Source organism: Ramlibacter sp. GCM10027632 (assembly GCF_042675325.1).
Classification (GTDB): domain Bacteria; phylum Pseudomonadota; class Gammaproteobacteria; order Burkholderiales; family Burkholderiaceae_C; genus Ramlibacter.
On record NZ_JBHTGW010000009.1, the window covers coordinates 210,424 to 228,566 of the forward strand.

Annotated in this window: 17 protein-coding genes, 1 tRNA gene and 1 pseudogene; 13 read left to right on the forward strand and 6 right to left on the reverse strand. The window is 67.8% G+C overall.

Features of this window, described 5'->3' with window-relative positions; all coding sequences use genetic code 11:
• Positions 1 to 4 precede the first annotated feature (4 nt).
• The 5 genes from sctS to sctC are packed head-to-tail and all read left to right on the forward strand — an operon-like array spanning position 5 to position 4,332.
• On the forward strand, positions 5 to 274 hold the full coding sequence (gene sctS, locus ACFQZY_RS14975; RefSeq protein WP_377417226.1) for a type III secretion system export apparatus subunit SctS: 270 nt from the start codon (positions 5 to 7) through the stop codon (positions 272 to 274).
• Between the two features lie 7 nt (positions 275 to 281).
• A complete protein-coding gene (sctT, locus tag ACFQZY_RS14980) occupies positions 282 to 1,097 on the forward strand; it encodes a type III secretion system export apparatus subunit SctT (RefSeq protein ID WP_377417228.1) in 816 nt (271 codons plus the stop codon).
• Complete coding sequence (gene sctU / locus ACFQZY_RS14985; RefSeq protein ID WP_377417230.1) at positions 1,094 to 2,140, forward strand: type III secretion system export apparatus subunit SctU; 1,047 nt, start codon at positions 1,094 to 1,096, stop codon at positions 2,138 to 2,140. The genes sctT and sctU overlap by 4 nt, the downstream gene beginning before the upstream one ends.
• A gap of 3 nt (positions 2,141 to 2,143) precedes the next feature.
• Entirely contained in the window at positions 2,144 to 2,566 is a 423-nt protein-coding gene (locus ACFQZY_RS14990; RefSeq protein ID WP_377417232.1) for a hypothetical protein, read from the forward strand.
• Between the two features lie 11 nt (positions 2,567 to 2,577).
• Positions 2,578 to 4,332, forward strand: coding sequence for a type III secretion system outer membrane ring subunit SctC (gene sctC, locus ACFQZY_RS14995; protein ID WP_377417234.1), 1,755 nt, complete (start codon positions 2,578 to 2,580; stop codon positions 4,330 to 4,332).
• A gap of 46 nt (positions 4,333 to 4,378) precedes the next feature.
• Here sctC and ACFQZY_RS15000 read toward each other — a convergent pair whose 3' ends face one another.
• The 3 genes from ACFQZY_RS15000 to ACFQZY_RS15010 form a co-directional block, all read right to left on the reverse strand.
• The gene (locus ACFQZY_RS15000; protein WP_377417262.1) at positions 4,379 to 4,909 is read right to left on the reverse strand and encodes an RNA polymerase sigma factor; all 531 of its coding nucleotides are present in this window, start codon (positions 4,907 to 4,909) and stop codon (positions 4,379 to 4,381) included.
• A 187-nt stretch (positions 4,910 to 5,096) separates the two neighbouring features.
• Positions 5,097 to 5,510: a hypothetical protein gene (locus ACFQZY_RS15005; protein WP_377417235.1), complete on the reverse strand. Its 414-nt coding sequence runs from the start codon at positions 5,508 to 5,510 to the stop codon at positions 5,097 to 5,099.
• Positions 5,511 to 5,608: 98 nt separating this feature from the next.
• A tRNA-Leu gene (locus tag ACFQZY_RS15010) sits at positions 5,609 to 5,693 on the reverse strand.
• A 43-nt stretch (positions 5,694 to 5,736) separates the two neighbouring features.
• Between ACFQZY_RS15010 and cysM the strand changes: the two genes are divergently transcribed.
• From cysM to ACFQZY_RS15025, 3 genes are read left to right on the forward strand one after another with little or no spacing between them, the layout of a single operon-like run.
• The gene (gene cysM, locus ACFQZY_RS15015) at positions 5,737 to 6,639 is read left to right on the forward strand and encodes a cysteine synthase CysM (protein ID WP_377417237.1); all 903 of its coding nucleotides are present in this window, start codon (positions 5,737 to 5,739) and stop codon (positions 6,637 to 6,639) included.
• Positions 6,640 to 6,645: 6 nt separating this feature from the next.
• Entirely contained in the window at positions 6,646 to 7,179 is a 534-nt protein-coding gene (locus tag ACFQZY_RS15020; protein WP_377417239.1) for an NUDIX domain-containing protein, read from the forward strand.
• A 26-nt stretch (positions 7,180 to 7,205) separates the two neighbouring features.
• Positions 7,206 to 7,433: a sulfurtransferase TusA family protein gene (locus tag ACFQZY_RS15025; protein ID WP_377417241.1), complete on the forward strand. Its 228-nt coding sequence runs from the start codon at positions 7,206 to 7,208 to the stop codon at positions 7,431 to 7,433.
• Between the two features lie 21 nt (positions 7,434 to 7,454).
• Here ACFQZY_RS15025 and galU read toward each other — a convergent pair whose 3' ends face one another.
• The 3 genes from galU to ugpQ form a co-directional block, all read right to left on the reverse strand.
• Positions 7,455 to 8,342, reverse strand: a complete 888-nt coding sequence (galU, locus tag ACFQZY_RS15030) for a UTP--glucose-1-phosphate uridylyltransferase GalU (protein ID WP_377417243.1) — start codon at positions 8,340 to 8,342, stop codon at positions 7,455 to 7,457.
• A gap of 154 nt (positions 8,343 to 8,496) precedes the next feature.
• Positions 8,497 to 11,322, reverse strand: a complete 2,826-nt coding sequence (locus tag ACFQZY_RS15035) for a valine--tRNA ligase (RefSeq protein WP_377417245.1) — start codon at positions 11,320 to 11,322, stop codon at positions 8,497 to 8,499.
• Positions 11,323 to 11,385: 63 nt separating this feature from the next.
• Positions 11,386 to 12,150, reverse strand: a complete 765-nt coding sequence (gene ugpQ / locus ACFQZY_RS15040) for a glycerophosphodiester phosphodiesterase (RefSeq protein ID WP_377417247.1) — start codon at positions 12,148 to 12,150, stop codon at positions 11,386 to 11,388.
• A 151-nt stretch (positions 12,151 to 12,301) separates the two neighbouring features.
• Between ugpQ and ACFQZY_RS15045 the strand changes: the two genes are divergently transcribed.
• The 5 genes and pseudogenes from ACFQZY_RS15045 to ACFQZY_RS15065 form a co-directional block, all read left to right on the forward strand.
• Positions 12,302 to 16,198 carry a DUF3683 domain-containing protein gene (locus ACFQZY_RS15045; protein WP_377417249.1) on the forward strand — a complete coding sequence of 1,299 codons (3,897 nt, stop codon included), beginning with the start codon at positions 12,302 to 12,304 and terminating at the stop codon, positions 16,196 to 16,198.
• A complete protein-coding gene (locus ACFQZY_RS15050; RefSeq protein WP_377417251.1) occupies positions 16,198 to 16,635 on the forward strand; it encodes an HIT family protein in 438 nt (145 codons plus the stop codon). The genes ACFQZY_RS15045 and ACFQZY_RS15050 overlap by 1 nt, the downstream gene beginning before the upstream one ends.
• A gap of 6 nt (positions 16,636 to 16,641) precedes the next feature.
• A complete protein-coding gene (locus tag ACFQZY_RS15055; protein ID WP_377417253.1) occupies positions 16,642 to 17,052 on the forward strand; it encodes a gamma-butyrobetaine hydroxylase-like domain-containing protein in 411 nt (136 codons plus the stop codon).
• A 70-nt stretch (positions 17,053 to 17,122) separates the two neighbouring features.
• Positions 17,123 to 17,854, forward strand: a complete 732-nt coding sequence (gene ubiE / locus ACFQZY_RS15060) for a bifunctional demethylmenaquinone methyltransferase/2-methoxy-6-polyprenyl-1,4-benzoquinol methylase UbiE (protein WP_377417255.1) — start codon at positions 17,123 to 17,125, stop codon at positions 17,852 to 17,854.
• A gap of 51 nt (positions 17,855 to 17,905) precedes the next feature.
• Positions 17,906 to 18,143: pseudogene (locus tag ACFQZY_RS15065) on the forward strand (Tim44 domain-containing protein); the annotation flags it as partial.

An 18,143-nucleotide genomic window follows, 5' to 3' on the forward strand; every position in this document is an offset into this window, starting at 1 on the left:
GACCATGGATACCGCCGAACTCGTCAACTTCATGATCAAGGCGCTGTACCTCACCTTGTGGCTGTCGCTGCCGCCCATCATCGTGGCCTCGGTGGTCGGCACCCTGTTCTCGCTGTTCCAGGCGCTGACGCAGATCCAGGAGCAGACGCTGTCCTTCGCCGTGAAGCTGATTGCCGTGATGGCGATGCTCGCGCTCACCGCGCGATGGGTTGGCGGTGAGTTGTACAACTACACGATCTCGGTGTTCGAGATGTTCCCGCAGGTCGGGCGCTAGGCCGGTCATGGACGAGGCCACGCTCTACACCCAAGGCAAGGCCTTCCTCGTGGCGCTGGCGTACTCGCAGCCCAGGATCCTGGGGATGTTCATCGCCATCCCGATCTTCGGGCGCGCCCAGTTGCCAGGCATGCTTCGCCTCGGGGTGGCCGCGGGATTCGGCGCCCTGGTAGCGCCGACGCTGATGCCCCAGGTGACCTCGGCCGGGCCGGACGGCGCCGTGGTCTTCCTGATCCTGGTGAAGGAGGCGATCGTTGGTTTCATTCTCGGGTTCATGGTGGCCATTCCCTTCTGGGTCTTCGAGGCCATCGGCTTCCTGATCGACAACCAGCGGGGGGCGAGTATTGCGGCCTCCCTCAATCCCCTCACCGGCAACGACAGCTCGCCACTGGGAATCCTGTTCAACCAGGCCTTCATCGTCTTCTTCTTCGTCAGCGGCGGATTCCTGCTCCTCCTGGAGGTGATGTACGAGAGCTTCCGGCTGTGGAACGTCTTCTCGTGGGCGCCAGTGCTGCATGAGGGAGCGGCGCCATTCTTCCTCGAGCAGTTGATGCGGATCGTGCGCACGGCGCTGGTCCTGTCGGCGCCCGCCATCGTTGCCATGTTCCTTTCGGAGATGGGGCTAGCGCTGGTCAGTCGCTTCGTTCCGCAACTGCAGGTGTTCTTCATGGCCATGCCAATCAAGAGTGCCCTGGCCCTGCTGGTCCTGATCCTGTACATGACCACGCTGTTCGACTACACGGGGAGCCAGCTGCAGCAATTGCGCGAGATCGTTCCGGCCCTGGATGGCCAATGGCGGTCCTCCGCGGGAGGCGGGCGATGAGCGAGAAGACCGAGCTGCCGACACCCAAGAAGCTGGAGAAGGCGCGCGAGGACGGCCAGGTCGCCCACAGCAAGGACTTCACCCAGACGGTCCTGATCCTTGCGCTGTTCGGGTACATGCTGGCGGATTCCGAGGCCATCGTGCGCCGCCTGGGGGAGATGATGGTGCTGCCGGCGAGCGTGCTGCGCATGCAGTTCGAGGACGCGGTCAACGTGGTGGTGACGCAGCTGCTGCGCGATTCGATCGCGCTGCTCCTGCCCTACCTGCTGATCGTGATCGGGCTCGGGCTGTTCGTCGAGATGCTCCAGACCGGCATGCTGGTTTCGATCAAGTCGGTCACTCCCTCCGGGAAGAAACTGAACGTCGTCAACAACGTCAAGAACATCGTCGGCAAGAAGAATCTGGTCGAGTTCCTCAAATCGAACCTCAAGATCGCCGTACTCTCGGCCATCATCTACGTGGTCCTGCGCGACTCGCTGCCGGTGCTACTGACCTTGCCTCAAGCGGGTTTGGCGGGGGTCGGGGTCGCACTGGGCCTGCTGCTCAAGTCCATGATGGTGAAGATCTCCGTGGGCTACGCCATCATCGCCGCAGCCGACTTCGCCTGGCAGCGGCACCAGCACGTCAAGCAGTTGATGATGTCCAAGGACGAGGTCAAGCAGGAGTACAAGGAAGCCGAGGGCGATCCGCACATCAAGCACCAACGCAAGCACCTGCACCAGGAGATGTTGCAGGAAGGGGCGGTGCAGAAGACCCGGCAGGCTTCCGTGGTGGTGACCAACCCAGTCCACTTGGCCATCGCCATCGACTATGAAGAAGGCCGGACGCCCCTGCCGGTCGTGCTGGCCAAGGGGGAAGGCGCGCTGGCGGCGCGCATGGTGCAAGCTGCCCGCGAAGCGGGCGTCCCTGTCCTCGAGAACGTGCCGCTGGCCTGGGCGCTGATGGAGACCGCCTCGGTCGACCAGTACATCCCCAGCGAGTTGATCGAACCCGTCGCCGCGGTGCTGCGCATGGTGCGGGAGATCGGCCAGAGTGAGGAGTGAGCGATGACGATGACTACGATTCATCCGCTGGCGCGTGCCTACGCGGACCGCAACGGCCTCGGACCCGAAGCCTTCCGCCCGGACGGGCGGCTGGTTCTGGAGTTCGATGATCGCTACCGGGTGCAACTGCGGCCCGCATCCGAAGGGCGGATTGCCCTGGTCGCGAGGCTGGCCGACCTGGGGCAATGGCCCCGAGGCATGGCGGACGACCTGCTGCTGCGCCTGTCCGCCAAAGGGGCCGGGCTGCTGCGCGCCCATGCGGCCGGCTTGGTGATAGAGGAGGCCTTCGACAGCCTCCAACTCCAGCGGGTGCTGCCAAACACCCTCGGGGTCGAGGGGCTCGAGAAGGAGCTGGGCGCTTTCCTCAACCTGCTGACCTTCTGGCGCGACGTGTGCAGCGAATGGGCGGCCCGGCGCGTCGCCTGAGGGGAGACACCATGAACTTCCATGTCCTGAAAGTCTCCGGCTGGTCGACGCTTCGTGTTGCGGTGCGGCGCGCCCGCGTGATCGTGGCCTGGATGGCAGCCTGTGCGGGAGCGGCCCACGCAGGGCCGGTGCCATGGCCCGATGCCCCCTACAGCTATTTCGCCAACAATGTGTCCCTCGAGAGTGTCCTGGGCGAGTTCGCCTCGGGGTTCAGCCTGTCGCTGTCCCTGCAGCCCGGCGTGGCAGGGACGGTGAATGGCCGCTTCACGACGCGCAACCCCACCGAGTTCATCTCCCGCCTCGGTGGCGTTTACGGCTTCAGCTGGTTCACCCATGCCGGTACGCTGCATGTCAGCCGCGCGAGTGATGCGGTGACCCGCAGCCTGCCCGTCCCGAGCGGCAGCCAGGCGCAGCTGCGACAGGCGCTGGGGGACCTTGGCGTCCTGGACGCGCGGTTCGGGTGGGGCGAGCTGCCTGATCAGGGCATCGTGCTGGTGTCCGGGCCTCCAGCTTACGTGGGCCTGATCGAGGCGACCTTGCGTCAGTTGCCGCCGGGGGCGAGCGCTCACCAGGTGATGGTGTTCCGGCTGCGGCACGCGTCGTCCGAGGACCGGTTGATCCAGTACCGCGACCGGCAGGTCCGCCAGGCTGGGCTGGCGACGGTGCTGCGCAACCTGGTGGGTGTAGGCGCGGGCGCTTCCGCCGCAGCGGGGGGCGTGACGGAGTCGCCGCTGCCGGTGCTCTCGGGGCTGCGGCCGTCCACCGTGGCCTCCGAATCAGTTGCGGGCGTCGGCGCGTCGTCCGGTACGGCCGGTCCTGCCGCTGAGGCACCGGCGTCACGGGCCGGCGCGCCAGCCGGAGGGGCACCGGCCCAGGGGGCTGCGGGCAATGCGAGAGGAGCGTCGGACGGGCGCGCGCGGACCGTGGCCTCGATCCAGTCAGACCCCCGCCTGAACGCCTTGGTCATCCACGACATTCCCGAGCGGATGCCGATGTACGAGCGGCTCATCGCACAGCTCGACGTGCCGACGGCGCTGATAGAGATCGAGGCCATGATCATCGACATCAACACCGAACGGGCGCGTGAGCTCGGGATCAACTGGTCCAGCCGCAGGGGCGACACGGCGGCTGGATTCGGCGTCATCGGGCCGCCGGCACCGGGGACGCTGTCGGTGGTCCGTGGGCCGTCGGGGGGCAGTTTCAATTCGAGCACGCTGGCGTTCGACGTGGGCAATCACCTGATTGCTCAGATCCGCCTGCTCGAGAACCGGGGCGACGCCCGCATCCAGAGCCGCCCTTCGGTCTTGACCACGGACAACATCGGGGCCCTCCTTGACCTGTCGGAGACCTTCTACATCCGTGTGCAGGGGGAGCGCGTGGCCACGGTCTCGCCCGTCACCGCCGGAACCACCCTGCGCGTGACGCCCCGGCTCGTGGACGGCGTACAGCCGTCGATCCAGTTGACGATCGATATCGAGGACGGACAGATCCAGGACCGCCAGGTCGACTCGCTGCCGACGGTGCGGCGCAGTGTGGTGAGCACCCAGGCGATCGTCCAGCAGGACGAGGCGCTGTTGATTGCCGGCTACAGCTCGGACCAGGCGGTCGACTCTGACCAGAAGGTGCCGCTGCTGGGGGACCTCCCGGGGGTCGGGCTGCTGTTTTCCAACAAGACGCGTGTGATCCAGAAGCGTGAGCGGCTGTTCATGATCCGCCCGAAGCTGGTGACTTCGATGCCGCCGCTGAAGGTGGGCGGCGGCCCCTGAGTGGAGGTTGGGGGCCGGCTCGTGGAGGAGCCGGCCGTGCGGGGGGTCAGAAGCCCAGGCCGAGGTGCTGGCCGGCAAGTCGCTTGCGCAGCGAGGCGCGGGCGCGGGACACGCGGCTGCGCACGGTGCCTACCGGGATGGAAAGCATCACAGCGGCCTCTTCGTAGCTCAATTCATCTAGTGCCACGAGCAGGAGCACATCTCGCATTTCCGACGGGAGTTCCTCGAGGGCCTTCTGCAGGGCCTTGACGGATTGAGTCTGAGCCAGCTGCTCGGACGGGTCTGGCCGGTTGCTGGAGGTTTCATTGAGAACTTCGTCGTCCTCGAAGACATAGCGACGGTGGGGGGAGCGTGACAGGTAGTTGCGCACCAGGTTCATGGCAATGCCGTAGAGCCAGGTGGACAACTCAGACTCACCCTTGAATGTGGAGTAGCTGTGTGCCGCCTCGACGAATGCTTGCTGGGTGATGTCTTCGGCATCGGTGCCCCAGCCGATGTGCTTGACCACAAACCGGTACAGGCGCTGCCTGTGGTCATGAACGAGCTTGCGGAAGAGGGCTTCGTCCGCCGGCGCCAGGAGCTGGCCGCGAGGGGCGGGAACCGCGGAGGCTGCGGAGGGGGTGCTCCGGGCTTCGGCTTGGGTGGGATGGGTAATCACAGCAACTCCAAGGCACTACAGACGAGTAGTAAAGATGCCCTAGAGTTCTTAATTAGTCAAACAAAGTAGTACGTTTTTTATTATCTTCCTGTGACTGACTGGTCGGTCAGTCGGTTGGGCGTTTGCCGAGCGCCCTGAACCGGTCCGCATCGGCCACGCCCAGCATCACCAACTCCAGGTCCCGTTGCTGCTGTATGGCCTGGGCCTCGGCGACCAGTGCTTCGACCGCGTGCCCTTCGAGGCGGCTGGAGGCATCCGCCAGGCCGTGCCGCGAGGTGATCGTCTGGCTGGCGAACGGACTGATTTCTTCGCTGATCACCGCACGGAAGGATCGGATCGCCAGGGTGGGGCCGACCATGGCGACATCGCGTCCGCTCAGGCTGCCTTTGCCCAGCACGGTCAGCTGGTTGCCTTCCACCGTGAGCACGGCGCCGGGCGGGCACTCGCGCGCGACTTCGCGGAAGGTGTTCAAGGTCAGCTCGGCGCCGCCGGCTGCGGGAAGAGGCTTGGCGATGGACATGAGGTTCATTTTGGAATGACTCTAGCCGCGAATGCGGCAGTGCCAGTTCGTGACCATGTCCGGAGGAAGGTTCCGCCCGGGAAGGGCGGTACATCGCGTGGTGCCCGAGGCCGGAATCGAACCGGCACGCCTTGCGGCGGGGGATTTTGAGTCCCCTGCGTCTACCAATTTCACCACTCGGGCCAGGCTCGAAGGAGCGGTCGAAAATTATGGCACAGTGACACGCATGAAGTACCCGACCATCGAAGACGCCATCGGCAAGACGCCGCTGGTGGCGTTGCAGCGCATCGGCGCGCAGGAGAACCAGCGGCGGGGCAACGTGGTGCTGGGCAAGCTCGAAGGCAACAACCCCGCAGGGTCGGTGAAGGACCGGCCGGCACTGTCGATGATCCGCCGCGCCGAGGAGCGCGGCGACATCAAGCCCGGCGATACCCTGATCGAGGCCACCTCGGGCAATACCGGCATCGCCCTCGCCATGGCCGCCGCCATCAAGGGCTACCGGATGGTGCTGATCATGCCGGAGGACCTGTCGATCGAGCGGGCCCAGACCATGAAGGCCTTCGGCGCCGAGCTCGTGCTCACGCCCAAGAGCGGCGGCATGGAGTACGCCCGCGACCTGGCCGAGAACATGCAGCGCGAAGGCAAGGGGCGCGTGCTGGACCAGTTCGCCAACGCCGACAACCCGCGTATCCACTACGAAACCACCGGCCCGGAGATCTGGGAACAGACCGGGGGCCGCATCACCCACTTCGTGAGCGCGATGGGAACGACCGGAACCATCACCGGCGTGTCGCGTTTCCTCAAGGAGAAGAACCCCGCGATCCGGATCATCGGGGCGCAGCCCAGCGAAGGTTCGCGCATCCCCGGCATTCGAAAGTGGCCGCAGGAGTACCTGCCGCGGATCTACGACCCGAGCACCGTCGACGAGCTGGTGTACGTGTCCCAGGACGATGCCGAGGACATGTGCCGCCGCCTGGCCCGCGAGGAGGGCATCTTCGCCGGTATCTCGGCGGCTGGCGCCCTGTGGGTGGCGCAGGAGATCTCCCGGAAGGTCGAGAACGCGACGATCGTCTTCGTCGTCTGCGACCGGGGGGACCGGTACCTGTCCACCGGCGTGTTCCCCGCCTGACGTGCGATGACCCCGGCGACGCCCTGCTTCTGCCTGATGTGCGCCGCCCGGCTGGCGCCTATCACCGCGCAGGAGGACGGCGGGCCGCGCGAGCGTTTGCGTTGCCCGGCCTGTGGCTGGACCCATTGGAACAACCCGACGCCGGTGCTGGCGGCGGTGATCGAGTACGAAGGCGGCGTGCTGCTGGCCCGCAACGCGGCCTGGCCCGGCAAGACTTATGCGCTGATCACCGGCTTCATGGAGGCCGGCGAGACCGCGGAAGCGGGCATCGTGCGTGAAATCCGGGAGGAAACGCAGCTCGAGGTGAGCGCGCTGAGCCTGATCGGCGTGTATGACTTCCAGCGCATGAACCAAGTCATCATTGCCTTCCACGCCGTGGCCCATGGCGAGGTGCGCCTGTCGCCGGAACTGGTGGACTGGCGACGGTTCGCGCTCGACGAGGTCCGCTGCTGGCGTGCCGGCACCGGGCTGGCGCTGGCGGACTGGCTTCGACGCCGGGGGATCGAGCCGCGTTTCCTCGAGCCGCCGGCCAGCGCCTAGAATCGATACAGCTTAAGGATGCACCCATGGACATCGCCAAGGAAATCGACACCCGCGGACTGAACTGCCCCCTGCCCATTCTCAAGGCGAAGAAGGCGCTCGCCGAGATCGAGTCCGGCCAGCTGCTGAAGGTGGTGGCGACCGACGCCGGGTCCGTCCGGGACTTCCAGGCCTTTGCCCGCCAGACCGGCAATGAGCTGGTCGAACAGAGCACGTTCGGCAGCGAATACATCCACGTGCTGCGCCGCCGCTGAGGCGGATGGCCTGGCCAGGCCTCAGCAGATCTGGCTTCTCAGGTACTGCCTGAATTCCTGCCCCACCTCGGGGTGCTTGAGCGCCAGTTCCACGGTGGCTTCGAGGAAGCCCTGCTTGCTGCCGCAGTCGTAGCGCTTGCCTTGGTACTGGAAGGCATGGACGCCCTCCGTGTCGATGAGGCGGGCGATGCCGTCGGTGAGCTGGATTTCGCCCCCGGCCCCCTTCGGTTGCTGGCGGATGTGGTCGAACACGGCCGGCGTGAGGATGTAGCGGCCGGCCACGCCCAGGCGTGACGGCGCGTCCTCGGGGAGCGGCTTCTCCACGAGGCGCCGCACGCGCAGCAGGCCGTCGCCAGCCGGCTCGCCGGCCGCGATGCCGTAGCGGCGCACATGCGCCAGCGGAACTTCCTGGACGGCCAGGAGCGAGGTCCCGACTTCCCTGAACTTCTGTGCCATCTGCGAGAGCACGCCGCGGCCGCCCTCGGGCCCGATCATGAGGTCGTCCGCCAGGAGGACGGCGAAGGGTTCGTTGCCCACCAGGGGCTGCGCGCACAGGACGGCGTGTCCGAGGCCGAGCATGCGGGACTGGCGCACATAGGAGCAGTCCATGTCCTCGGGCTTGATGGAGCGCACGAGCTCCAGAAGCTGGTCCTTGCCGGCGGCTTCGAGTTCGGTCTCGAGTTCGTAGGCGGTGTCGAAATGGTCCTCGATGGCGCGCTTGCTGCGGCCGGTGACGAAAACCATGTGCCGGATGCCCGCCTCGTAGGCCTCTTCCACGGCGTACTGGATCAGGGGCTTGTCGACGATGGGCAGCATTTCCTTGGGCTGGGCCTTGGTGGCCGGCAGGAAACGCGTGCCGAGCCCGGCGACGGGAAAGACGGCCTTCTGGAGCGTGCTGGAGGGCTTCATCGACTGCGTTCGTGGGGATCGGTGGGTTCGCCTGAATGTCCCGGCCGGAGCCGGCCGGGGGCGTCTGCCTCAGGCGCGAGCTGCTGTCGGACGGGGACACCTGCCGCGGGTCATCTTAACGGCCGGATGCCGCGGCATCCAGCCGGCCCCGGCTTCAGGCACCCAGGCGCTGCAGTTGCTCGCGCACCCGGGCCAGCGTGGCGCTGAACTGGGCGATGCGCAGGCGCTCCTGCTCGATGACCGCGGGCGGCGCCTTGGCGACGAAGGACTCGTTGGCGAGCTTGCCGTTCGCCTTGGCCAGCTCGCCCTCGAGGCGGGCGGCTTCCTTGGCCAGGCGGGCCTTCTCGGCGGCGACGTCGATCTCCATGAACAGGCACAGGCGGGCATCGCCCACCACGGCCACCGGCGCAGCCTGGGCGGCCGCGGCCCAGGCGGCCTCGTCGTCGAAGACCTTGACCTCGCTGAGCTTGGCCAGGGCCTGCAGCACCGGGGCGGCCTCGCGCAGGAAGGCGGCGTCGCCGACGGCGTACAGCGGCAGGCGGGTGGAGGGCGAGACATTCATCTCGCCGCGCAGGTTGCGGCAGGCATCGACGACCTGCTTGAGGCGTCCCATCCAGGCGATGGCGGCGGCGTCGATGAACTCGGGCTGCGACTGCGGGTAGGGTGCGACGGCGACGGAGTCGCCGCCCTTGCCGGCCACGGGGGCGACCACCTGCCACAGCGACTCGGTGATGAAGGGGATGACCGGGTGGGCCAGGCGCAGGATCGCTTCGAGCACGCGGATCAGGGTGCGGCGGGTGCCGCGCTTCTGGGCATCGTCACCGGTCTGGATCTGGACCTTGGCGATCTCCAGGTACCAGTCGCAGTACTCGTCCCAGACGAACTGGTAGATGGCGTTGGCGACATTGTCCAGGCGGTACTCGTCGAAGCCCTTGGCGACCTCGGCCTCGACCTGCTGCAGCAGCGAGACGATCCAGCGGTCCGCGGCGGTCCGGGTCGCGCCTTCCTCGGCCAGGTCCTGGCCCTCGCAGTTCATGAGGACGAAGCGGGTGGCGTTCCAGAGCTTGTTGCAGAAGTTGCGGTAGCCCTCGCAGCGCTTGGAGTCGAAGTTGATGCTGCGGCCCAGCGAGGCGAGCGAGGCAAAGGTGAAGCGCAGGGCATCGGCGCCGTAGGCCGGGATGCCCTCGGGGAATTCCTTCTCGGTGAGCTTGCGCACCTGCGGCGCGGTCTCGGGCTTGCGCAGGCCGGTGGTGCGCTTGTCCAGGAGCGGGGCCAGCGAGATGCCGTCGATCAGGTCCACCGGGTCGAGCACGTTGCCCTCGGACTTGGACATCTTCTTGCCCTGCGCGTCGCGCACCAGGCCGTGGATGTAGACGTGACGGAACGGCACCCGGCCGGTGAAGTGCGTCGTCATCATGATCATCCGGGCGACCCAGAAGAAGATGATGTCGTAGCCCGTGACCAGCACGGTGGACGGCAGGTACAGGTCCATGTCCTGCGTCTTCTCCGGCCAGCCGAGGGTGGAGAAGGGAACCAGGGCCGAGGAGTACCAGGTGTCGAGCACGTCCTCGTCTCGGCGCAGCGTCTTGCCGGGCGCCTGGGCCTGGGCCTCGGCCTCATCGCGGGCGACGTAGACCTTGCCGTCCTCGTCGTACCAGGCCGGGATCTGGTGGCCCCACCACAGCTGGCGCGAAATGCACCAGTCCTGGATGTTGTTCATCCACTGGTTGTAGGTGTTGACCCAGTTCTCGGGCACGAAGCGGACCTGGCCAGATTCGACCGCGTCGATGGCCTTCTGGGCGATGGACTTGCCGGTGGGGTCCTTGTCGCTGACCTTGCTCATGGCGACGAACCACTGGTCCGTGAGCATGGGCTCGACGATCTGCCCGGTGCGGGCGCAGCGCGGGACCATCAGCTTGTGCTTCTTGACCTCGACCAGCAGGCCCAGGGCCTCCAGGTCGGCGACGATCTGCTTGCGCGCCGCGAAGCGGTCCAGGCCCTGGTATTTGGCGGGGCCGTTCTCGTTGATCTTGGCGTCGAGCGTGAGCACGTTGATCATCGGCAGGCCCTGGCGCTGGCCGACGGCGTAGTCGTTGGTGTCGTGCGCCGGGGTGACCTTGACCACGCCGGTGCCGAACTCGCGGTCCACGTACTCGTCGGCGATGACCGGGATGGTGCGGTCGCACAGGGGCAGGGTGACCTGCTGGCCGATCAGGTGCTGGTAGCGCTCGTCTTCGGGGTGGACCATGACGGCCACGTCGCCCAGCATGGTCTCAGGACGGGTGGTGGCCACGGTCAGCGCGCCCTGGCCGCTGGCCAGGGGATAGCTGATGTGCCAGAGGGAGCCGTCTTCCTCCTCGCTTTCGACCTCGAGGTCGGACACGGCGGTCTTGAGCTCCGGATCCCAGTTGACGAGGCGCTTGCCGCGGTAGATGAGGCCCTGCTCATAGAGCTGGACGAAGGTCTCGGTCACGATGCGCGAGAGCTTGTCGTCCATCGTGAAGTACTCGCGTGACCAGTCCACCGTGTCGCCCATGCGGCGCATCTGGGTGGTGATGGTGTTGCCGGACTGCTCCTTCCACTCCCACACCTTGGCCACGAAGTTCTTGCGGCCCAGGTCGTGGCGGCTCACGCCCTGCTGCTGCAGCTGGCGCTCCACCACGATCTGCGTGGCGATGCCGGCGTGGTCGGTGCCGGGGATCCAGGCCGTGTTGAAGCCCTTCATGCGGTGGTACCGCGTGAGGCTGTCCATGATGGTCTGGTTGAACGCATGGCCCATGTGCAGCGTGCCGGTCACGTTCGGCGGCGGCAGCTGGATGGCGAACGAGGGGGCGCCGGTGTCGGCCGCACCCGTGCCGCGGAAGCCGGCCCGGCCGTAGCCGCGCTGCTCCCACAACGGGCCCCAGTGCGCCTCGAGGGCGGCCGGCTCGAAGGACTTGGACAGGCTGGAAAGGCCGGGTTGCTGCGGGATGTCGCTCATGGTCTTCGTCAAAAAGAAAAGACGGCATCCGGGGATGCCGTCGGTGTCTGGTCGGGGCTGATTTTATTCGGCTGGGGCGGCCCGGCGCTGCACCCAGTCGGTGTCGAACAGGTCGACCCGGTCGGTGATGAGCCCGTCGAGCCGCATCTCCAGCAGGCGGGCGGCCTCGGCGGCGTCATTCACGGTGTAGGCCAGGCAGCGCAGGCCGGCGGCGTGGACGTCGGCGGCCATGGCGGGTGTCCACAGCGGGTGGTGGGCGACCACGGCGACGCAGCCCAGGTCCCGGGCCGCATGGAGCCAGCCCGGGGCCAGCGCCTCCAGCAGCAGCCCGCGGGGCAGTCCGGGGGCGGCGGTGCGCGCGGCCTCGAGCGCCTCGGCGTCGAAGGAGGTGAGCAGCGGCGGAACCTCCGCGTCCGCCCACAGGGCCCGGGCCTCGCGGGCCACCGCCTCGCCGGTTGCGGCGGCCGTGCCCGGGCAGGGCTTGATCTCGAGGTTGACCAGGGCGTCATTCGCGATGCACCAGCGGGCCAGGGCCGACAGTGTCGGCAGGCCGGTGCCGGCGAAGGCGGGGGAGTGCCAGGCGCCGGCGTCGAGCGCCGACAGCGCCGCCCAGTCCAGCGCGCCGGCCGGACCCCGCCCGCTGGTGGTGCGATCGAGCGTGTCGTCATGGAGCAGGAAGGCGACGCCGTCGGAAGAAAGTTTGACGTCGCACTCGAACATCCGAAAGCCGTGCGCGAGCCCGGTGTCGAAAGCGGGCAGGGTGTTTTCCGGCGCGAGGCGGCCGGCGCCTCGGTGGGCGATCCAGAGGGGGTAGGGCCAGGATTTCATGCGGACTCGCGGCGCGGGCCTGGCGCCATTGTTCTGCCGGGCCGCGCGGCCCGCAAGCCGCCTTGTCCCTCGGGCAGGAAGGGCTGGCTCCCTCGGGTAAGATCCCCTGTCAGCCGGTCCTGCATCCTTTCGGCTGATTTGTCCGCATGCGATGAACGCACCGACCACGCTCAATCACCTCCTGGCCGCCTCCGACGAGCAGGCCCCTCGCCTGCGCGAGATTCCGTACAACTACACCTCGTTCTCCGACCGGGAGATCGTCATTCGCCTGCTCGGCGAGCGTGCGTGGGAGGTACTGTCCCAGCTGCGCCGGGAGCGCCACACCGGCCGCTCCGCCCGCATGCTGTACGAGGTGCTGGGTGACATCTGGGTGGTCCAGCGCAACCCCTACCTGCAGGACGACCTGCTGGACAACCCGCAGCGCCGCCGCCTGCTGGTCGACGCGCTCCACCACCGCCTGGGCGAAGTCGAGAAGCGCCGCACGCCGGACCATGACGCGTCGCGCGACGCCCTGGTGGGCGAACTGCTCGAGTCCGCGCGCCGCGCGGTCGAGGCCTTCGGCCGCGGCTTCGACGAGGTCGACGGCCTGCGCCGTCGCGCCCAGCGCGTGCTGGGCCGCCTGACCGCCCGCGACAACATCAAGTTCGACGGTCTTTCGCGCGTTTCCCACGTGACCGATGCGACCGACTGGCGCGTCGAGTACCCCTTCGTGGTGCTCACCCCCGACACCGAGGCCGAGATGGCCGCCCTGGTCAAGGGCTGCTTCGAGCTGGGCCTGACCATCATCCCGCGCGGAGGCGGCACCGGCTACACCGGCGGCGCGATCCCGCTGACCTGGAAGAGCGCGGTGATCAACACCGAGAAGCTCGAGGCGATGACCGAGGTCGAGCATGTCGCCATCCCCGGCCATGCCCAGCCCGTGCCCACCGTGTGGACCGAGGCCGGCGTGGTCACGCAGCGCGTGGCCGACGCCGCCGAGCGCGCCGGCTTCGTGTTCGCGGTGGACCCGACCTCCGCCGAGGCCTCGTGCGTGGGCGGCAACGTCGCCATGAACGCCGGCGGCAAGAAGGCCGTGCTCTGGGGCACGGCCCTGGACAACCTGGTCTCCTGGCGCATGGTCACGCCCCAGGCCGAGTGGCTCGAGGTGGTTCGCATGGACCACAACCTTGGCAAGATCCACGACGCCGAGGTCGCGACCTTCGAGCTGCGCTACTTCCCGGGCGACGCGAAGAAGATCGATTGGAGCAAGCCCGCGCGCACCGAGACCCTGGTGATCCCGGGCAAGACCTTCCGCAAGGAGGGCCTGGGCAAGGACGTGACCGACAAGTTCCTCTCCGGCCTGCCCGGCGTGCAGAAGGAGGGCTGCGACGGCCTGATCACCAGCGCCCGCTGGGTGGTGCACCGCATGCCGGCCCATACCCGCACGGTCTGCCTCGAGTTCTTCGGCAACGCCAAGGACGCGGTCCCCAGCATCGTCGAGATCAAGGACTTCATGTTCGCCGAGCAGAAACGCAGCGGCACGCTGCTGGCCGGCCTGGAGCACCTCGACGACCGTTACCTCAAGGCGGTGGGCTACACCACCAAGTCCAAGCGCGCCGTGCTGCCCAAGATGGTCCTGATCGGGGACATCGTGGGGGATGACGCCGACGCCGTGGCCCGCGCCACCTCCGAGGTGGTGCGCATGGCCAACTCGCGCAGCGGCGAGGGCTTCATCGCCATCAGCCCCGAGGCGCGCAAGAAGTTCTGGCTGGACCGCAAGCGCACCGCCGCCATCAGCAAGCACACCAACGCCTTCAAGATCAACGAAGACGTGGTGATCCCGCTGCCTCGCATGGCCGAATACACCGACGGCATCGAGCGGATCAACATCGAGCTGAGCCTGCGCAACAAGCTCAAGCTGGTCGACGAGCTCCAGGCCTTCTTCGAGCGCGGCAACCTGCCCCTGGGCAAGAGCGACGACGCCAGCGAGATCCCGGCCGCCGAACTGCTCGAGGGCCGCGTGGGCGAGGCCGTGGCGCTGCTGCAGAAGGTGCGCGCGCTGTGGCAAGGCTGGCTCGACGGCGTCGACACCCTGTTCCCGCAGCTGCAGGACCACAGCCTGCGCGCCAGCTGGAAGACCCAGGTCCGCGCGCCGCTGCAGCAGGTGTTCAACGGCCTGGCGTTCCGCCCGATCCTGGAGGAGGTGAATGCCATCCACCAGCGCGTGCTCAAGGGCCGGGTGTGGGTGGCGCTGCACATGCACGCCGGTGACGGCAACGTGCACACCAACATCCCCGTCAACAGCGACGACTACGAGATGCTGCAGGCTGCGCACGAGGCGGTGAAGCGCATCATGGTGCTGGCCCGCTCGCTGGACGGCGTGATCTCGGGCGAGCACGGCATCGGCATCACCAAGCTCGAGTTCCTGACCGACGAGGAAATCGCCCCCTTCGCCGAGTACAAGCGCCGCGTCGACCCCGAGGGCCGCTTCAACCGCGGCAAGCTGCTGCGCGACACGCAGATCACCACGCCGGTGGGCGTGACGCTGCAGGCCGACCTGTCGCATGCCTACACGCCCAGCTTCGGCCTGATGGGGCACGAATCGCTGATCATGCAGCAGTCGGACATCGGCGCCATCGCCGACAGCGTCAAGGACTGCCTGCGCTGCGGCAAGTGCAAGCCGGTGTGCGCCACCCACGTGCCGCGCGCCAACCTGCTCTATAGCCCCCGCAACAAGATCCTGGCCACTTCCCTGCTGGTGGAGGCCTTCCTGTACGAGGAGCAGACACGCCGTGGCGTGTCGATCAAGCACTGGGAGGAGTTCGAGGACGTGGCCGACCATTGCACGGTCTGCCACAAGTGCCTGACGCCGTGCCCGGTGAAGATCGACTTCGGCGACGTGTCGATGAACATGCGCAACCTGTTGCGCAAGATGGGGAAGAAGTCGTTCCGACCCGGTGGCGCCGCGGCCGCCCTGATGCTGAACGCCACCAACCCCGAGACGATCAAGCTGGCCCGCACCGCCATCGTCGACGTGGGCTACAAGGCGCAGCGCTTCGCCGCCGACCTGCTGCGCGGCTTCGGTCGCAAGCAGGCGGCCAGGCCGCCCGCCACGCACGGCACCCCTCCGGTGAAGGAGCAGGTGATCCACTTCATCAACAAGAAGCTGCCGGGCGGGTTGCCGAAGAAGACGGCGCGCGCGCTCCTGGACATCGAGGACAAGAACTACGTCCCGATCATCCGCGACCCGAAGGCGACCACGACCGAATCCGAGGCGGTGTTCTACTTCCCCGGCTGCGGCTCCGAGCGCCTGTTTTCACAGGTGGGCCTGGCCACGCAGGCCATGCTATGGCACGCCGGCGTGCAGACCGTGCTGCCCCCGGGCTACCTGTGCTGCGGCTACCCGCAGCGCGGCTCGGGCCAGTTCGACAAGGCCGAGAAGATCATCACTGACAACCGGGTGCTGTTCCACCGCGTGGCCAACACGCTGAACTACCTGGACATCAAGACGGTGGTGGTGTCCTGCGGCACCTGCTACGACCAGCTCCAGGGCTACGAGTTCGACAAGATCTTCCCCGGCTGCCGCATCGTCGACATCCACGAATTCCTGATGGAGAAGGGCTACAAGCTCGATGGCCAGGGCGCCTACCTCTATCACGACCCCTGCCACACGCCGATGAAGCAGCAGGACCCGATGAAGACCGTCAAGGCGCTGGTGGGCGACCAGGTGCTCAAGACCGAGCGCTGCTGCGGCGAGTCGGGCACCCTGGCCGTGAACCGGCCGGACATTTCCACGCAGGTCCGCTTCCGCAAGGAGGAACAGCTTCGCAAGGAGGCCGACGCGCTGCGCTCCATGGCCGGCATGCCGGCCCAGGGCAACGTGAAGGTCCTCACCAGCTGCCCGAGCTGCCTGCAGGGCCTGTCGCGTTACGGCAACGACCTGGACAACGGCCTGCTGGAGGCCGATTACATCGTCATCGAGATGGCCAACCAGCTCCTGGGGGCCGACTGGATGCCGCAGTACGTGCAGGCCGCCAACCAGGGCGGCATCGAGCGCGTCCTCGTCTGATGGCCGCCGCCTGCCCCCTGTGCGAGGGTGAAGGCGGCCGCCTGGTGCTGCGGGCCGGCCGCTTCCGCGTGATCCATGCGGACGAGGCCGGCTTCCCCGGCTTCTACCGCCTGGTCTGGAACGACCATGTCGCCGAGTTCTCCGACCTGCCGGCCGCCGACCGGGCGCACTGCATGGAGGCGGTGGCCGCGATCGAGCAGGCCCTGCGCGAGCACCTGCGCCCCGCCAAGATCAACCTCGCCGCCCTGGGCAACATGGTGCCGCACCTGCACTGGCACCTGATCGCCCGGTACGACTGGGACTCCCACTTCCCCGCGCCGGTCTGGGCCGCGCCGCGCCAGGCCGCCCCGGCCGCGCGCCTCGCCGAAGTCGCCGCGCGCCTGCCCGCGCTGGAGGACGCGCTGCGCCAGCGCCTCGCCCCCGGCGCCTCCCGCTGACACCCCATGGCCGGACTCACCCCCGATACCCCCACGCCCGTCTCCCTCACCGTGCACGGCGCCTCGCGCGTGCTGGCGATCGCCTTCTCCGACGGCGCGGACTTCCGCATCCCCTTCGAGCTGATGCGGGTGTACTCGCCCTCGGCCGAGGTCCAGGGCCACGGCCCGGGGCAGGAGGTGCTGCAGACCGGCAAGCGCGAGGTCACCCTGGTCGGCCTCGAGCCGGTCGGCAACTACGCGGTGCAGCCTGCCTTCTCGGACGGCCATGACAGCGGCATCTTCACCTGGGACTACCTTTACTTCCTGGGTTCGCAGCAGGAGCGGCTGTGGCAGGAGTACGCGCAGCGCCTGCAGCAGTCCGGCCGCTCGCGGGACGACCCGATGCCGCAGGCGGCGGGCAAGTCCTGCGGCCACTGACCGGGCGAATTCCTGATCCCACGGCAGGGCTGTCAGCCCCGCGCGATCCAATCCCCTTAGATTCCTGACCATGAGCACCACCCATTTCGGCTTCCAGCAGGTCGACGAGCGAGACAAGGCGCGCCGCGTGCGCGGCGTGTTCGACTCCGTCGCGTCGCGCTACGACGTGATGAACGACCTGATGTCGGCCGGCCTGCATCGCCTGTGGAAGGCCTTCACCGTCACGGTGGCCGACCTGCGACCCGGCCACCAGGTGCTGGACATCGCCGGCGGCACCGGTGACCTCTCCATGGCCTTCGCCCGCAAGGTCGGCCCCACGGGCCGGGTGGTGCACACCGACATCAACGAGACGATGCTGCGCACCGGCCGCGACCGCCTGGTCGACGCCGGCCTGGTGCTGCCCACCTTCGTGTGCGACGCCGAGAAGCTGCCCTTCGCGGACGCCTCCTTCGACCGCGTGAGCGTGGCCTTCGGCCTGCGCAACATGACCCACAAGGACCAGGCCCTGCGCGAGATGTGCCGGGTGTTGCGTCCGGGCGGCAAACTGCTGGTGCTGGAGTTTTCCCGGGTGGCCAAGCCGCTGGAGAAGGTCTACGACTGGTATTCGTTCAAGGTGCTCCCGCGCATGGGCCAGATGGTGGCCGGCGACGCCGACAGCTACCGCTACCTGGCGGAATCCATCCGCATGCACCCGGACCAGGACACGCTCAAGTCCCTGATGCAGGAATGCGGCTTCGGCCACGTGGACTATCACAACCTGACTGGCGGGGTGGTCGCCCTCCATGTCGGCATCAAGTGCTGACAGGCACGCACGCAGTGACCGGTATCGAGTGAAGAAGAAGGACGGAGACTCATGAAGACCCTGACGGCCATCCTGGCATGCTGCCTGGCCCTCGCCACGCTGGATGCGAACGCCGCCAAACGCCTGGGGGGCGGCACCTCGATCGGCAAGCAATCGAGCAACGTGACCCAGCGCCAGCAGGCGGCGCCCGCGCCCGCCACGCCCGCGAACACCGCGACGGCCACGCCGGCGCCCGGCACCCCGGCGCAGGCGGCGCCCGCCGCGGCCACCGCCGCCCGGCCCGCGCCGG

What these genes read in the sequence shown, in the direction of transcription:
- sctS (WP_377417226.1), top strand. Translation starts at nt 5, where the DNA reads ATGGATACCGCCGAACTCGTCAACTTCATGATCAAGGCGCTGTACCTC.
- sctT (WP_377417228.1), top strand. Translation starts at nt 282, where the DNA reads ATGGACGAGGCCACGCTCTACACCCAAGGCAAGGCCTTCCTCGTGGCG.
- sctU (WP_377417230.1), top strand. Translation starts at nt 1,094, where the DNA reads ATGAGCGAGAAGACCGAGCTGCCGACACCCAAGAAGCTGGAGAAGGCG.
- ACFQZY_RS14990 (WP_377417232.1), top strand. Translation starts at nt 2,144, where the DNA reads ATGACGATGACTACGATTCATCCGCTGGCGCGTGCCTACGCGGACCGC.
- sctC (WP_377417234.1), top strand. Translation starts at nt 2,578, where the DNA reads ATGAACTTCCATGTCCTGAAAGTCTCCGGCTGGTCGACGCTTCGTGTT.
- ACFQZY_RS15005 (WP_377417235.1), bottom strand. Translation starts at nt 5,510, where the DNA reads ATGTCCATCGCCAAGCCTCTTCCCGCAGCCGGCGGCGCCGAGCTGACC.
- cysM (WP_377417237.1), top strand. Translation starts at nt 5,737, where the DNA reads ATGAAGTACCCGACCATCGAAGACGCCATCGGCAAGACGCCGCTGGTG.
- ACFQZY_RS15020 (WP_377417239.1), top strand. Translation starts at nt 6,646, where the DNA reads ATGACCCCGGCGACGCCCTGCTTCTGCCTGATGTGCGCCGCCCGGCTG.
- ACFQZY_RS15025 (WP_377417241.1), top strand. Translation starts at nt 7,206, where the DNA reads ATGGACATCGCCAAGGAAATCGACACCCGCGGACTGAACTGCCCCCTG.
- galU (WP_377417243.1), bottom strand. Translation starts at nt 8,342, where the DNA reads ATGAAGCCCTCCAGCACGCTCCAGAAGGCCGTCTTTCCCGTCGCCGGG.
- ACFQZY_RS15035 (WP_377417245.1), bottom strand. Translation starts at nt 11,322, where the DNA reads ATGAGCGACATCCCGCAGCAACCCGGCCTTTCCAGCCTGTCCAAGTCC.
- ugpQ (WP_377417247.1), bottom strand. Translation starts at nt 12,150, where the DNA reads ATGAAATCCTGGCCCTACCCCCTCTGGATCGCCCACCGAGGCGCCGGC.
- ACFQZY_RS15045 (WP_377417249.1), top strand. Translation starts at nt 12,302, where the DNA reads ATGAACGCACCGACCACGCTCAATCACCTCCTGGCCGCCTCCGACGAG.
- ACFQZY_RS15050 (WP_377417251.1), top strand. Translation starts at nt 16,198, where the DNA reads ATGGCCGCCGCCTGCCCCCTGTGCGAGGGTGAAGGCGGCCGCCTGGTG.
- ACFQZY_RS15055 (WP_377417253.1), top strand. Translation starts at nt 16,642, where the DNA reads ATGGCCGGACTCACCCCCGATACCCCCACGCCCGTCTCCCTCACCGTG.
- ubiE (WP_377417255.1), top strand. Translation starts at nt 17,123, where the DNA reads ATGAGCACCACCCATTTCGGCTTCCAGCAGGTCGACGAGCGAGACAAG.